15 protein-coding genes are annotated in these 13,672 nt (G+C 63.6%); 11 read left to right on the forward strand and 4 right to left on the reverse strand.

Annotated features, from left to right (window positions below):
• Positions 1–6: 6 nt before the first annotated feature.
• On the forward strand, positions 7–1,665 hold the full coding sequence (locus tag JNE37_RS17855) for a hydantoinase B/oxoprolinase family protein (protein ID WP_203064069.1): 1,659 nt from the start codon (positions 7–9) through the stop codon (positions 1,663–1,665).
• Positions 1,666–1,723: 58 nt separating this feature from the next.
• Here JNE37_RS17855 and JNE37_RS17860 read toward each other — a convergent pair whose 3' ends face one another.
• Positions 1,724–1,978, reverse strand: coding sequence for a GlsB/YeaQ/YmgE family stress response membrane protein (locus JNE37_RS17860; RefSeq protein ID WP_035034994.1), 255 nt, complete (start codon positions 1,976–1,978; stop codon positions 1,724–1,726).
• A gap of 130 nt (positions 1,979–2,108) precedes the next feature.
• Between JNE37_RS17860 and JNE37_RS17865 the strand changes: the two genes are divergently transcribed.
• Complete coding sequence (locus JNE37_RS17865; RefSeq protein ID WP_203064070.1) at positions 2,109–2,483, forward strand: VOC family protein; 375 nt, start codon at positions 2,109–2,111, stop codon at positions 2,481–2,483.
• A 1-nt stretch (position 2,484) separates the two neighbouring features.
• Here JNE37_RS17865 and JNE37_RS17870 read toward each other — a convergent pair whose 3' ends face one another.
• Positions 2,485–3,156 (reverse strand): N-acetylmannosamine-6-phosphate 2-epimerase, encoded by a 672-nt coding sequence (locus tag JNE37_RS17870; protein WP_203064071.1) that lies wholly within the window; start codon positions 3,154–3,156, stop codon positions 2,485–2,487.
• A gap of 35 nt (positions 3,157–3,191) precedes the next feature.
• Here JNE37_RS17870 and JNE37_RS17875 point away from each other — a divergent pair, with 35 nt between their 5' ends.
• Positions 3,192–3,737: a 3'-5' exonuclease gene (locus JNE37_RS17875; protein ID WP_203064072.1), complete on the forward strand. Its 546-nt coding sequence runs from the start codon at positions 3,192–3,194 to the stop codon at positions 3,735–3,737.
• Here the strand turns inward: JNE37_RS17875 and fabA are convergent.
• Both fabA and JNE37_RS17885 read right to left on the reverse strand, forming a co-directional pair.
• Entirely contained in the window at positions 3,734–4,273 is a 540-nt protein-coding gene (fabA, locus tag JNE37_RS17880; protein WP_035035003.1) for a bifunctional 3-hydroxydecanoyl-ACP dehydratase/trans-2-decenoyl-ACP isomerase, read from the reverse strand. The genes JNE37_RS17875 and fabA overlap by 4 nt on opposite strands.
• Before the next feature lie 76 nt (positions 4,274–4,349).
• Positions 4,350–5,102, reverse strand: coding sequence for a GntR family transcriptional regulator (locus tag JNE37_RS17885; RefSeq protein ID WP_203064073.1), 753 nt, complete (start codon positions 5,100–5,102; stop codon positions 4,350–4,352).
• Between the two features lie 161 nt (positions 5,103–5,263).
• Between JNE37_RS17885 and JNE37_RS17890 the strand changes: the two genes are divergently transcribed.
• From JNE37_RS17890 to JNE37_RS17925, 8 genes are all read left to right on the forward strand, one after another.
• A complete protein-coding gene (locus tag JNE37_RS17890; protein ID WP_203064074.1) occupies positions 5,264–6,631 on the forward strand; it encodes a family 4 glycosyl hydrolase in 1,368 nt (455 codons plus the stop codon).
• Positions 6,631–7,575, forward strand: coding sequence for a carbohydrate kinase family protein (locus tag JNE37_RS17895; protein ID WP_203064075.1), 945 nt, complete (start codon positions 6,631–6,633; stop codon positions 7,573–7,575). The genes JNE37_RS17890 and JNE37_RS17895 overlap by 1 nt, the downstream gene beginning before the upstream one ends.
• A gap of 182 nt (positions 7,576–7,757) precedes the next feature.
• Positions 7,758–8,888, forward strand: a complete 1,131-nt coding sequence (locus JNE37_RS17900; protein ID WP_035088693.1) for an ABC transporter substrate-binding protein — start codon at positions 7,758–7,760, stop codon at positions 8,886–8,888.
• Between the two features lie 59 nt (positions 8,889–8,947).
• On the forward strand, positions 8,948–9,823 hold the full coding sequence (locus tag JNE37_RS17905; RefSeq protein ID WP_035031875.1) for an amidohydrolase family protein: 876 nt from the start codon (positions 8,948–8,950) through the stop codon (positions 9,821–9,823).
• Positions 9,823–10,725, forward strand: a complete 903-nt coding sequence (locus JNE37_RS17910) for a carbohydrate ABC transporter permease (protein ID WP_203064076.1) — start codon at positions 9,823–9,825, stop codon at positions 10,723–10,725. The genes JNE37_RS17905 and JNE37_RS17910 overlap by 1 nt, the downstream gene beginning before the upstream one ends.
• A complete protein-coding gene (locus JNE37_RS17915; RefSeq protein WP_035031882.1) occupies positions 10,718–11,542 on the forward strand; it encodes a carbohydrate ABC transporter permease in 825 nt (274 codons plus the stop codon). Before JNE37_RS17910 ends, JNE37_RS17915 begins: the two co-directional genes overlap by 8 nt.
• Before the next feature lie 190 nt (positions 11,543–11,732).
• The gene (locus JNE37_RS17920) at positions 11,733–12,701 is read left to right on the forward strand and encodes an aldo/keto reductase (RefSeq protein WP_152571782.1); all 969 of its coding nucleotides are present in this window, start codon (positions 11,733–11,735) and stop codon (positions 12,699–12,701) included.
• A gap of 63 nt (positions 12,702–12,764) precedes the next feature.
• Complete coding sequence (locus JNE37_RS17925) at positions 12,765–13,628, forward strand: ABC transporter substrate-binding protein (RefSeq protein ID WP_203064077.1); 864 nt, start codon at positions 12,765–12,767, stop codon at positions 13,626–13,628.
• The last annotated feature ends 44 nt before the right edge of the window (positions 13,629–13,672 follow it).

Raw genomic sequence — 13,672 nt, forward strand, 5'->3', positions numbered from 1 at the left:
ATCGACATGACTGACACCATCAACGATCCGATTACCCTCGAAATCATCCAGAACTCGCTGCAGGCGACGGCCGACGAAATGTTCGCGGCCATGCGCAAGACGGCAATGAGCTCGGTCATCTACGAAGTGCTCGACATGGGCACGGGCATTGTCGACGCCGAAGGGCGGCTGGCCTCCTCGGGCGCCGGTATCCCGTCGTTCGTGGGCGTGCTCGACAAGGCCGTGCAGGTGATCGTGGCCAAGTTCAACAAGCCGGGCGATATCCAGCCGGGCGACGTGTTCACCACCAACGACCCCTATTATGGCGGCGTGACCCACCTTAACGACATCGTGGTGGCGATGCCGGTCTTTGCCGATGGCAAGCTGATCGCCTGGACGGCCAACATCGCCCACAATGCCGATATCGGCGGCAAGTCGCCGGGGTCGCTCTCGGCTGATGCGACGGAGATATTCCAGGAGGGCCTGCGCCTGCCGGCCATCAAGATGGTCTCCAGGGGCGAGCCGACCGCGGCGGTCTTTGACATCATGAAGGTCAATTCGCGTACACCCGATTTCCTCGAAGGCGACATCTGGGCGGCCATCGCCTCGGTGCGCATCGGGGCGAAGCGCCTGACCGACCTCGCCAACAAGTACGGCGTGGACACGTTCGAGAAGGCCATGCGCTCGTTCATGGATTTCGGCGAGAAGGTTTCGCTGCGCGAGCTGGCCAAGCTTCCGCACGGCACGTTCGAGCTGACCGAAGAGCAGGACGACGGCCGCTTCTACAACGTCAAGGTGACGATCTCGGACACCGAGTTCCTTGTCGACCTGCGCGACAACCCGGACCAGGATGTCGGCCCGACCAATACCAGCCGCGACGGCGCGATCATCTGTGCGCAGATCATCTTCAAGTCGCTGACGGACCCGGAATCCCCGGCCAATGAAGGCTCGTTCCGTCCGATCAAGGTGCTGACCCGCGAAGGCTCAGTGTTCCACGCCAAGGAGCCGTCGCCGATCGGGTTCTATTTCGAGACCGAGGTTCGCGTTTACGACCTCATCTGGCGCTGCCTTGCCAACGTGATCCCGGAGCGCCTGCCCGCCGGGCACTTCTCATCGATCTGCGGCACCTTCATCGGCGGCCCGCACCCGGATACGGGACGTCACTACACCATCGTCGAGCCCGAGCTTGGCGGTTGGGGCGCCAGCCGGGGACGGGACGGCAACTCGGCCATTTTCTCGGGCTTCCACGGCGAAACCTACAATTGCCCGGCGGAAATCTCTGAGGCCCGCAACGGTCTTTTCGTCGACCGCATGGAGCTCAATACCGAGCCGGGCGGCGAGGGGCAGTGGGTTGGCGGCCATGGCATCGTCATGGATTACCGCGTGCGCGCCGACGGCTCGTTCCTGACGGCGGGTTACACCCGCTCGAAGATCCTGCCCTGGGCGCTGGACGGCGGCGAGGAGGGCTCGCCCAACTACGTGCGCGTCTTCCGCAAGGATGGTACCTCGGAGCGCTATTCGTTCGTCTCGAACCTGACGGTCAATACGGACGACGTGATCCGCATCGTCACCGGCACCGGCGGCGGTCTTGGCGATCCGAAGCTACGAGACAAGGCGGCGGTGGCCGAGGATATCAAGAACGGGTTCATCACCCCCGAGCGGGCCAAAGAGGTCTACGGGGTCTAGGCAAAGAGAAAGGGCCGGAGCATTGCTCCGGCCCTTGTCGTTTCCAGTGCGCGCTGCGCTAGGCGGCGCGGCGTATCACGCGGATGATCAGCAGCAGGATCACGGCGCCGATGATCGAGGCGATGATCGAGCCCACGATACCGCCGAAGCTGATGCCGACGACCGGCAGCAGCCAGCCTGCCAAAATACCGCCGATGATACCGATCACGATGTCGCCGATAATGCCGAAACCCGAGCCCTTGACGATCAGGCCGGCGACCCAGCCGGCAATGCCGCCAACTACCAGTACGATCAGAAGAGAAGTGAGATCCATTTCTTGCCCCTTTCGCAAGTTTGCGTCCCTAACAAGGTCAGTCTGCTAAACAATGCGCGGCGGCGATTTTGGTTCATTTTGAACTGCTTGGAGCTTGGTTAGTTATCCCATGCACCAGAGGAGAGACCCGATGTTCGCCAATCGACACGCCACCGCCATGTTGCCCGCCAAGGACCTCAAGCGGGCAATTGCCTGGTATGAAGACAAGCTCGGCCTGCGCCCCGTGCGGCAGGACGAATACGGCGCCGCCTACAATCTGGGCGGCACCGACATATTCCTCTACGTCACCGATTTCGCCGGCACGGCCCAGCACACGCTGCTCTCGTTCGGCAGTCCCGACCTCGTCGCGGACATGGCGGAGCTGCGCAGCAAGGGCGTCGTCTTCGAGGAATACGATCTGCCCGGCCTCAAGACCGTCAACGGCCTCGTCGAGTTCGGTCCCGTCAAGAACGCGTGGGTGAAGGATTCCGAGGGCAACATCCTCGGCTTCGTCGAGGGAATGTAGCCTAGAGCCCGGAGAGCAGGTGCTTGGTAATGAGGTCCGGCGCGGTGATCGCCGAGCCGCTGACCACTGCAAAGGCACCGGCCGCGAACGAGGCTGCCACGTGCTCGGGCGTCCAGACACCGCCCTCGACGATAACCGGCACGTCGAGCCGGCCGACCAGTTCGCGTACGAGCTCGAACGCCGGACGGACCGCGCCCGTGCTTTGCGGGGTATAGCCGACCATTGTCGTGGCGATGACATCAGCGCCTTGCTCGGCCGCCGTGATGGCTTCCTCGAATGTCGAGATATCAGCCATCATCGCCGCCCCGCGTGCATGGGTAGCCGCAGTGAGTTCGGCAAAGCTCTCGCCAGGCCGCGTTCCGCTCGTCGCCTGAGCGGCGACGATATCGGCGCCGGCGTCACACAATGCGTTCACATCGGCTACGGTCGTGGTGATGTAGACGTCGAATCCCGTGCGTCGGTCCTTGGCGATGCCGATGATGGGCAGGCTCGTGCGGGCGCGCAGTTCGCGGACCACGTCGACGCCATCCACGCGATAGCCGCCTGCGCCCCCAAGTCCCGCCGCTTCGGCCATCATTGCGAGGATATCTGGCCGTCCGAGCGGGCTGCGCGGGTCCATCACCTGCGAGGAAACCACGAGCTTGCCCTTGAGGCGTTCGAGTGCGGCGTTCATGGCTTGCGGTCTCCTTGTGTGGCGAGCGCTACTGTATGCCACCGATTCCGGTGGATGGGGGAGGTGTCGTCGTGCTGATCTTCATCGATTTCGAGGCGTCCTCGCTCAGCAAGCAGAGCTACCCGATCGAGATCGGCTGGGTCACAGAGGCCGGCGCGGAGGAGGGGCACCTCATCCGTCCCGCGCCCATCTGGACCGAATGGGATGCGCGCGCCGAACTCATCCACGGCCTCAGCCGGGCGCAATTGCTGGGGGAGGGTGAGCCGCACGACCTCGTCTGCGAGCGTGTCATCTCGGTCTTCGAGGGCAACGATATCTATGCCAGCGCCCCTTCATGGGACGGTCACTGGCTGAGCATGCTGCTGCGTGCCTCCGGCAAACCGCGCCATCTCCTGCGGCTCAGCGGCACCAGCGAACTCTTCCTGGCCGCGGCCCGAAACCACCTCGGTACCGCCGACGATACCCTTGCCGCCGCCCATATCGAACAGGTGCGCCAATCGCTGAAGCAGCCCGCTCAGGAGCACCGCGCCGTCTCGGACGCCCGGCGCGAATGGGAGTTGTGGAAGGCGCTGGTGGCTTAGCCGCCGTTCTGCGCCGAGCGGATGAGGCCTACCTTCATGTCCTTGGCGGTGTAGATGCACTCGCCGTCAGCCAGCACGCGGCCATCGGCCATGCCGAGCGTCATCGCCCCGCGCTTTACGCGGTGCATCTCCACCTCGTAGCGGACCTGCCTGGTCTGGGGCGTGATGTCGCCGCGGAACTTCACCTCGCCCACGCCGATGGCGCGCCCCTTGCCGGGCGAGCCAGACCAGCCGAGCCAGTAGCCGACCATCTGCCACATCGCATCCAGGCCAAGGCAGCCGGGCATGACCGGATCGCCTGGGAAGTGGCAATCGAAGAACCAGAGGTCCGGGTGGATGTCGAGTTCGGCGATCACATGGCCCTTGCCATGGGCGCCGCCATCCATGCTGATCTCGGTGATCCGATCCATCATCAGCATCGGGGGTGCTGGCAATTGTGCATTGCCCGGACCGAAATAGCCGCCGCGGCCCGACTGGAGCAGGTCGTCCCTGGAATAAGAGGGCTGGGGCGAGTGAAAATCGTGAGGGCCAAGCACTTGCGCGTATCTCCGTGTCGCAACTGCTTCAATCTATGACCTGCCCAGGCCGGTTCGGCAATGTCATTGGGCGCGATTAGCCCGCCCGCTGCTCCTGGTCGAGCCGCAGCGGGTAGCGGGTCGGGTGGTGCAGGGAGATCGTGTGGTTGATCGGGCTGCCATGCACGTCATAGGCGATCTGCTCGACGCTCAGCAAAGCCGCCGGTGGCTTGAGGTCCAGCAGCCTGGCCTCCGCCGCGTCGGCCAGCCGCGCGGAGAGCAGCGTGTGGCCGTTGTACGGCACCAGCCCGTAGCGGGAGGCCAGTTCCGCGTAGAGCGAACGGTTGCCATTGGCCCAATCGAGATCGAGCAATCCCGGCACGCGCACCGGCAACAGCCAGTCATGCGAGATAGCCACGGCCTCGCCATCGATGAGGCGCAGCCGCCGCAGCGAGATCACCGGCGTGCCGGCCTCGACTTCGAGTTGCTGTGCGGTGCCTTCACTTGCCGGCTCGATAGCGGCCGTCAGCAGCCGGCTGCCCGGATTGCGCCCGTGCTCCATGGCGGTCGCCGTAAAGCTGCGCATCAGCTCGAGTTCGTAGGAGCCGCGCCGCCGGCCGGTGGCGTAAAAGCCCTTGCCGGGATGGCTGCGCAGCAGGCCTTCGCGCACGAGTTCGGTCATGGCCTGGCGAATGGTGATGCGGCTGACGCCGTATTGCTCGACGAGCTCGCGCTCGGAGGCGAGCTTGGAATGGGGCGGGATGAGGCCGCTTTCCAGGGCTTCTACCAGGCGTGCCTTGACCTGCTTGTAGAGCGGGCGGGGATCATCGCGGGTGACGCTGTTGAGCATGGCTTGGGTTAACCGAATTCTGCGGGCGGCGAAAGAGCGGGCTTGGTCGCTCGGGTCAATGACAACGTAAACGCATGGGGACAACGCCGCGTTTCGCGCTTGCGTAAACTGATTATAACTGGATATAACCAGTTTGCGACAGTTTCGATGTGGGGGACGCCATGAAGTTGGCGCTCATCGGTGGAGGAGGTCTGCGTGCGCCGCTCTTCGTTGAGTCGGCGCTTCGCCGTGGCGATCGGATCGGCCTCACCGAAATCTGCCTCATGGATATCCAGCCCGACCAGCTTGCGCTGATCGGCGCACTGTCGAACGAGCTTTCGCGCCGCGCAGGCGGCAAGGTCGCCATCACCACCACCACCGATATCGAAGCGGCGTTCGATGGCGCCGACTATGCAGTTACGACGGTCCGGCCCGGCGGCATCGAAGGTCGTATCACTGACGAGCGTATTGCCCTGGGTGCGGGCGTGCTCGGTCAGGAGACGACCGGTGCCGGCGGGTTTGCCATGGCGCTGCGCAGCGTCCCGACCATCCTGGATTATGCCCGTATCCTCCAGCGGGTGAGTCCGAAGGCATGGCTTTTCAACTTCACGAATCCGGCGGGCCTGGTGACGCAGGCCCTGCGGAATGCGGGGTTCGAAAGGACAATCGGGATCTGCGACAGCGCCAACGGCGCACAGACCGCCATCGCCAAGTGGCTCAAGGTCTCCGAGCGTGCGGTGGATGCCGAGGTGTTCGGCCTCAACCACCTCTCGTTCACGCGCCGCGCCACCGTCAACGGCCGCGACATGCTGCCTGACGCACTGGCCGACGATGCCTTCCTTGCCACCACGGCCCAGCGCGTCTTTGCGCCCCATGTGGTGCGCCGCCATGGACTCTGGCTCAACGAATACCTCTACTATTTCTACTATGCCGAGGAGGCCGTGGCTGCTATCTCGGCCGGGCCGACGCGCGGCGAGGAAATCCGCGCGCTCAACGGCAAGCTCATCCCGCAACTGCGCTCGATCGATGTCGTTGCGGAACCGGGCAGGGCGCTCGACGTCTATTTCGCCTATGAGCGCGAGCGCAGCGCCACCTACATGCACTACGCCAACCATACCGATGGCGAAGATGCGCCGCTCGTCTCGACCGCCGCTGATGACGACCACGATGGCGAGGGCTATGCCGGCGTCGCCCTCAACCTTATCGAGGCGCTGAGCGGCGGCGAGCCGCTGCGCACCGGCCTCAACGTCCCCAATCGCGGCGCGATAGCGGGTCTTCACGACGATGATGTCGTGGAAGTCAGTTGCGTCGTCGACGCCAATGGCGTTACCCCGCTGCCGATCGGCGCGATGCCCGAGGCGCAGGCCTATCTCGTCAATTCCGTGAAGCACTACGAGCGCCTCACCGTGCAGGCAATCGCCGAGCGCCGCCGCGATATTGCGGTCGAGGCTCTGGTCGCGCACCCGCTCGTGCTTTCATACTCCCGGGCAGAGCCGCTGGTGGACAAGTTCCTGGCGGTCCATGCCGACTATGTCGGGGAGTGGCGCTGATGCACAGGCCTGCGTTCAATTGCGATGTCCTCGTCACGGGCGAGTACTTTTGCGACCTCATTTATGCCGGCCTGCCAGAGGCGCCGCGCCTCGGGGCCGAGTATTACGCCCGCGACCTCACGGTTCTGCCTGGCGGCACCTACAACATCGCGCTGGCCCTGAGCCGGCTTGGTCTCGATACCCTCTGGGCCTGCGATTTCGGCAACGACCTCTTCAGCCGCCTCGTGATGGAGCAGGCTGAGCATGATGGTCTCGACGGACGCCTCTTCAACCACCTCGACCGGTCGGTCCAGCGCGTCACCTCGGCGTTCTCGCTGGCGGGTGACCGCGGCTTTCTCAGCTTCAGCGAAACGCCCGTCGCTCCGCCGCCCGCCAACACGCTTCAGCAGGCGCGGCCGCAATGGCTGGTGCAGACGTTCCGCTTCGAGCCCGAATGGCTCTCGTTCATCGAGGCGGCCAGGGAGCAGGGCGTCAAGATCTTCGCCGATTGCCGGCACCCCGATTTCACGCTCGACACGCCAGGCGTCCGAGCGTTCCTTGCCACCCTCACCATCTTCTCGCCCAACGAGGCCGAGGCCATCGGCATGACCGGGCTGCCTAACCCCGAGGCCGCGCTCGACCGTCTGGGCGAACTCGTGCCGGTCGTCGCCATGAAGCGCGGCGGGCAGGGGGCGAGTGTCATCGTCAATGGCGAGCGCTTCGACATTGCCGCGCCGCGCGTCGAGGTCGTCGATGCGACCGGGGCCGGTGATGCCTTCAATGGCGGGTTCCTTCTGGGCCTCGTCAATCGCCTGCCGCTTCAGGCCTGCGTCGAACTGGCGGTACTTTGCGGATCGCTTTCCACCACCGGTTACGGCGCTTTGGCGGCGCCGACGCTGATGGAGCTCAAAGAGTTCGCAAATCGCCACGGGCGCGAAATTCCGTTCCAAGAGGTGATGTTGTAACCATCGGCGACGGCCGATAGCCTTGCGTAGAGATCAAATAGACTAAAGCAACGAACGCAGATTCAGGGGAGATGGAAATGCTGAAAAGTTTGTTGGCGTCTGCGCTAACTGCTCTTACTTTAGTTACACCTGCCTTCGCGCAAACCACTATTACATTCGGATATTGGGGTGATCCGCCGGAATTGCCGCCGTTCGAGGAGATCGTCTCCAAGTATCAGGCGGCTCATCCCGACGTGAAGATCGAGATCCAACACGCGCCCTGGTCGGGCTATTTCACGCGGCTGGATGCTCAATTGGCCGCCGGCGGCGGGCCGGACGTGTTCTTCATCACCAACGTGCCGAGCTATGCGGCCCGTGGCGCCCTGATGCCGCTCGACGATCTCATCAAGGCCGATGCCTTCCCGATCGATCAATACGTGCCCAAGTCGCTCCAGACTCACACCTACGAGGGCAAGCTCTACTCGATCCCGCGCGATAGCGCACCGAGTGCCCTCTACTACAATATCGATGCCTTCACCGAGGCTGGCGTCTCGCCGCCGGATGCGAACTGGAAGTGGGATGATCTGCGCAAGGCGGCGGTCGCGCTCACCAAGACCGATGGCGGTCGCGTGACGCGCTATGGTCTCGCGCTCGAATCTAACGACTGGGCGACCTGGGTGCAGCAGAATGGCGGTCAGGTGTTCGATGATCCGCTGAACCCCACCAAGTTCCTGCTGGCCGAGCCGGCTGGCGTCGAGGCCATCCAGTACATCGGCGACCTCATCAACAAGGACAAGGTGGTGCCCAACTTCCTCGAGGCCGAGCAGGCGGGCGGCACCGCCCAGCTCTTCGGCAGCGGGCAGGCGGCGATGACCATCACCAATCCGTCGCGTCTCGGCACGTTCGCGCAGGCGCCGTTCAAGTGGGCGGTGGCCAATCTGCCGGCCGGCCCCACCGGCATCCATTCCAACCGTACGGGCGGCGCCGGTTTTGCCATCAATGCCAATACCAAGAACAAGGATGCTGCCTGGGCCTTCCTGCAATATCTCGCGGGGCCCGAAGGTCAGTCGATCTTCGCCAGCGCGACGGCGGCTGCGGTTCCGGCCATGACGGGCAATCCAGAAGTACGCGCGGCGTTCAAGGCGCCCTTCGCCGATGTCTTCCTCAAGGAAGCCGATACCGGCGAGCAGTTCCCGCAATTCCCGCGCTTCGTCGACCTGTCCAACCTCTACATCCAGCCGGCGCTCGACCTGGTCTGGAACGGGGAAAGCACCGCTGCCGATGCGCTCGGGGCGATCAAGGACAAGGTCAACGCCGAGCTGGCCAAGAAGTAGACACGCCTCCCGCCGGGGCGGCCCGCGCCCCGGCATTCTCTCCAGCATGGGAAATTCGAATGCGCGTCTTTGATGCACACGTCCATTACGGGTTCTGGGAAAAGCTGTTTTCGCGCAATGCGGAGGAAGGTTTCCTCGAAAAGCTCTCCGATGTCTGCGCGGAGTCCGGCATCGAGAAGGTCGCGTTGCTCGCCAATCCGGGGCGCGGCAACGATGCGCTGGCCGGTGCCCTTGAGCGCCGCCCCGATCTCATCGTGGCCATGGGCCGGCTCCAGCTCGACAAGGACCCGGTGAGCCTGGTCGAGGACTTCTACCAGCGCGGTTTCCACGGCATCAAGATCACCGGCGTTTCGCGCAATTACGACGATCCGGCCTATTACCCGTTCTACGAAGCTGCCCAGGCCCGCGGCCTGCGCATCCTCTTCCACACCGGCATTCTCGGTGGTCCCGTCGACTATCTCGAGGGCGGCAAGGAGGATGCGTGGAAGGCCATTCCCGAAGGGGAGGCCGAGGAGGCGCTGGTGACGCGGCTCTCGCGCGAGATCAAGCGCGAGCGCTACGGCTTCTCCAGCGCGCGCATGCAACCGATCTACCTCGATACCATCGCCTTCTACTTCCCCGAACTCTTCATCATCGGGGCGCATCTGGGCTGGCCGGATTACCGCACGTCCTGTGCCGTCGCGCGCTGGCGTCCGCGGCTCTATTTCGACATCAGCGGCGGCGACGTGGTGCATAACCACATCGTGGAAGGCGGCTATATCGGCAAGGAAATCTCGCCGCGCAAGCTCGTCTATGGCTCGGATTCCGATCTCAAGCGTGTACCGGGCGATATCGCCCGCTGGAAGGCTGCCTTCGACAAGATGGGGCTTTCCGCCGACGATCAGGATCGTATCTTCTACCGCAACGCGGCCTACATATTCGGGATCGATAAATAGTGGCGCCAAGACCGGACAAGCCGGGAGCCATGGCGCGCGCCGAAGAGCGCGCGGCGTGGCTGTTCCTGGCGCCGAGCCTTGTACTGTTCCTGGCTTTCACCGTCGTGCCGGTGATTTCGGCCCTCATCATCTCCTTCACGGAATGGAACCTCTTCAACGCGGTCAATTTCGTGGGCTTCGGCAATTATGTCGGGCTGTTGCACGACGAGATATTCCTCAAGGTCCTCGGCAATACCGGCTATTTCGTCCTGGTTTCCGTTCCCATCCAGATTGCCATCGCGCTTCTCTGCGCGCTGGCGCTCAATCGCGGCGTGCGCGGGCAGACCTTCTTTCGCGTGGTCTATTTCCTGCCGGTCGTCACCAGCACGGTGGCGGCGGCTCTCGTCTGGTCCTGGCTCTTCAATTCCAATTTCGGCCTCATCAATGCCGGCCTCAGCCTCGTGGGCGTCACCGACCTTCCAAAGTGGATGGGCTCGACGAAATGGGCCATGCCGGCCGTCATCATCGTCTCGATCTGGCAGAACCTGGGTTATGCGATGGTGCTGTTTCTCGCGGGGCTGCAGAACATCCACCAGGAGGTGAGGGATGCCGCAGAGCTCGATGGCGCGACCGGCTGGGATCGGTTCTGGACCATCACGCTGCCGCTCCTGTCGCCGACCATGTTCTTCGTGCTGATCATCTCGATCATCGGCAGTTTCCAGGTGTTCGAGCTGGTCTTCGTCATGACCAAGGCCGGGCCGGCCAACGCCACCAATACGCTAGTCTATTACATCTACCAGAACGGCTTTCAATTCTATCAGATGGGCTATGCCAGTGCCGCGGCGATGATCCTCTTCCTCATCGTCCTCGTCTTCACGCTCGCCCAATACCGGCTGCAGGATCGTTGGGTGCATTATGGATAAGACGCTCGGCGACTGGGTCGTTTTCGTTCTGCTGCTCGCCGGCGCGCTGCTGATGTGCGGCCCCTTCGCCTGGATGATCTCGACATCCTTCAAGCCTGGTCCCGAGGTCTTCCTCTATCCGCCGACGCCGTTCACCGCCGAGCCGCAATACGAGAACTATGTCCGCATCTTCTCGGCCATTCCCTTCGGCCGGGCGATCGCCAACAGCCTCATTGTCTCGGCCTCGGTCACCATCCTCCAGCTCATCATCTGCTCGCTGGCCGCCTATGCCTTTGCGTGCCTGCGCTTTCGCGGCCGCGAAATCCTCTTCCTCATCTACCTTTCGGCCCTCATGGTGCCGTCGCAGGTGACGCTCATCCCCAATTTCATCCTCGTGCGCACGCTCGGCTGGATCGATACCTACCAGGGCCTCATCCTGCCTTTCGCCTTTTCGAGCTTCGGCACGTTCCTGCTGCGCCAATACCTCAAGAGCATCCCGCAGGAGCTGATGGAGGCGGCGCGGATGGATGGCGCCAACCATTTCCAGATCTACAGCACCATCGTGCTGCCGCTGGCAAAGCCGGCTCTGGGGGCGCTCGCCATTTTCACCTTCGTCGCGCAGTGGAACAATTTCCTCTGGCCGCTCATCACCACGACCAAGCCCGAAATGCAGGTTGCGACCGTGGCGCTCAGCACCCTCCAGGGACAGTACAATACCGATTGGCCGCTGCTCATGACGGGCAGCGTCATCGCCATCATCCCGGTCCTGCTGGTCTTCGCCTTTGGCAATCGCCAGTTCATCGCCGGCCTCACCAGCGGCGCATTCGGCGGCCGCTGAGCCTTCCTCAAGTCTCCCAAACTGCCCGGCCGGCGCTCCTTCGAGCACCGGCCGTTTCCTTTGCTGCCTAGAGATTTCAACGGATTAGCTGGCGCTCCTGAAAATCGCCTTTGTATTGACTGTCAATGATTTGACAAAATGAAAACGGCGTGCTGATCTCTGGCCATTGAATGACCAATGGAGATCTGACGTGGAATTTCGCAAGGCAGGCGCAACCGGGCCGGAGCTTTCGGCGCTATCGATGGGCTCGTGGAATACCTATTCGCGGCTGTCGTTCGAGGCGGGCGTGGATCTGGTGCAGCACGCATTCGGGCTGGGCATCAACACCTTCGACGTGGCCTATTATCGCGACAAGCCGCATACCGAAGTGCTGTTCGGCCGCATCCTCGATGTCATCGGCAAGCCGCGCGATGCCTACAAGATCGTCGGGAAGGTCTGGTTCTTCGCCTATCCCGAGCAGAGCCTGACGTCCCAGCTCGATGCGTCGCTCGTGCGCCTCAACCAGGAATATGTCGACGTCGTCATCACCGAGCATCCGCGTCCGGGCATGGATGTGCGCAAGCTCACCGAAGACGTGGCCGCCATCGTGACTGCGGGCAGGGCGCGTTCGTGGGGTACCCTCAACTGGACCCCGCAGGATCTGCTGGTCGCCCATGAGCATGCCGCCAGGCACAACCTGCCGGCGCCCCAGCTCGCCCAACTCAAGTACAACGTCGCCCGTTGCGGCGTCGTGGATGGGCCGGACTACCAGCGCGTCTTCAGGGAAACCGGCATGACGCTCCACGCGTCCGACGTCATGGAAGGCGGCATCCTCGCCGGCCGTCTCCAGCCCGAGCGCAATATCGGAATCGATACCGGCAAGATCCGCGACGAAATCCGCGCCATCGTGCCCCGTCTGACCGAAATCGGCCAGCAGTTCGGCGCGACCTCGGCCCAGGTGGCCTTGGCCTTTGCCGCCATGAACCCGGCCACGACCTCGGTGCTTTTCGGCGCCACGCGCAAGTCGCAGCTCGACGACAACGTCAAGGCGCTGGAACTGGCGAAAAAGCACGGTGCGGAACTTCGCCCGCTGCTGGCGCCGCTAGCGGTTGCAGGGCATGAGAATGACGCGCCGTATCAGCACGCCGCGCCGCTCACCGGTGATTTCATCATGAACTAGCCTCGGAAAAGAGGCAGTGTCCCGGGGAGATGGTTCTCCCCGGATCTTCAAAGAGAGGGAAAAATGAAGGCTTTCAAGCGCGGCCTGGCCGCACTGGTATCGGCTGCTGCCTTGCTGTCGGCGACCGCGGCGATGGCGCAGGAAATCAAGGTCGACCCCAAGCTGGCGGAAATGGTGCCGCAGGATATCCGCGACCGCGGCTATATCGTGGGGGCTGCCAGCCTCGCCGTGCCGCCGCTGCTCTATGCTGATGACGACGCGAATACGCCCAAGGGCGCCGTCGCCGAGATCAGCGCGGCCTATGCGGCGCGCCTCGGCCTCGAGCTGCGCATCGAGAAGGTTACGGGTGGCGGCGCCATTCCGGGCGTGGTTGCCGGGCGCTACGACATCGTCGCCTCCGCCGGCGACTTCAAGAGCCGCCGCGACGTGCTCGACTTCGTCGACCTCGTGAAGGGCGGTACGGCGCTCCTCGTCAAGGCCGGCAATCCCACCGGCGTCCAGGGTTTCGAAGACCTCTGCGGCCGCAAGCTGGCGCTCGCCAAGGGCTCGATCCAGGAAGGCGAGGCTGCCGATCTTTCCGACAAGTGCGTCGCCGGGGGCAAGGCTGCCATCGAGCTGATGCCGTTCCCGGATAGCTCTGCGGGCATCCTCGCCATGCAGGCCGGTCGCGCCGACGTCTTCTGGGACGACCTGGCTCCCGCCTCCTGGCGCCTCAAGCAGTCCAACGAGTTCGAGATCGCCGGCAAGCCGCAGGACCTGGCGCCCTATGGCGTGGGCATCCCCAAGGAAAAGACCCAGCTACGCGACGCCATCCAGGCCTCGCTCCAGAGCCTCATCGATGACGGCACCTATGGCCAGATCCTCGCCAAGTGGGGCATGGAAGCCATTGCCGAGCCCGAGGCCCTGATCAACGGATCCGAGTTCTAACCCATGACCGACGCGCCATTCCCCAAAGTCCCGGGGGGTATGCG

It is taken from the genome of Paradevosia shaoguanensis, from assembly GCF_016801025.1.
GTDB classification, from domain to species: domain Bacteria; phylum Pseudomonadota; class Alphaproteobacteria; order Rhizobiales; family Devosiaceae; genus Paradevosia; species Paradevosia shaoguanensis.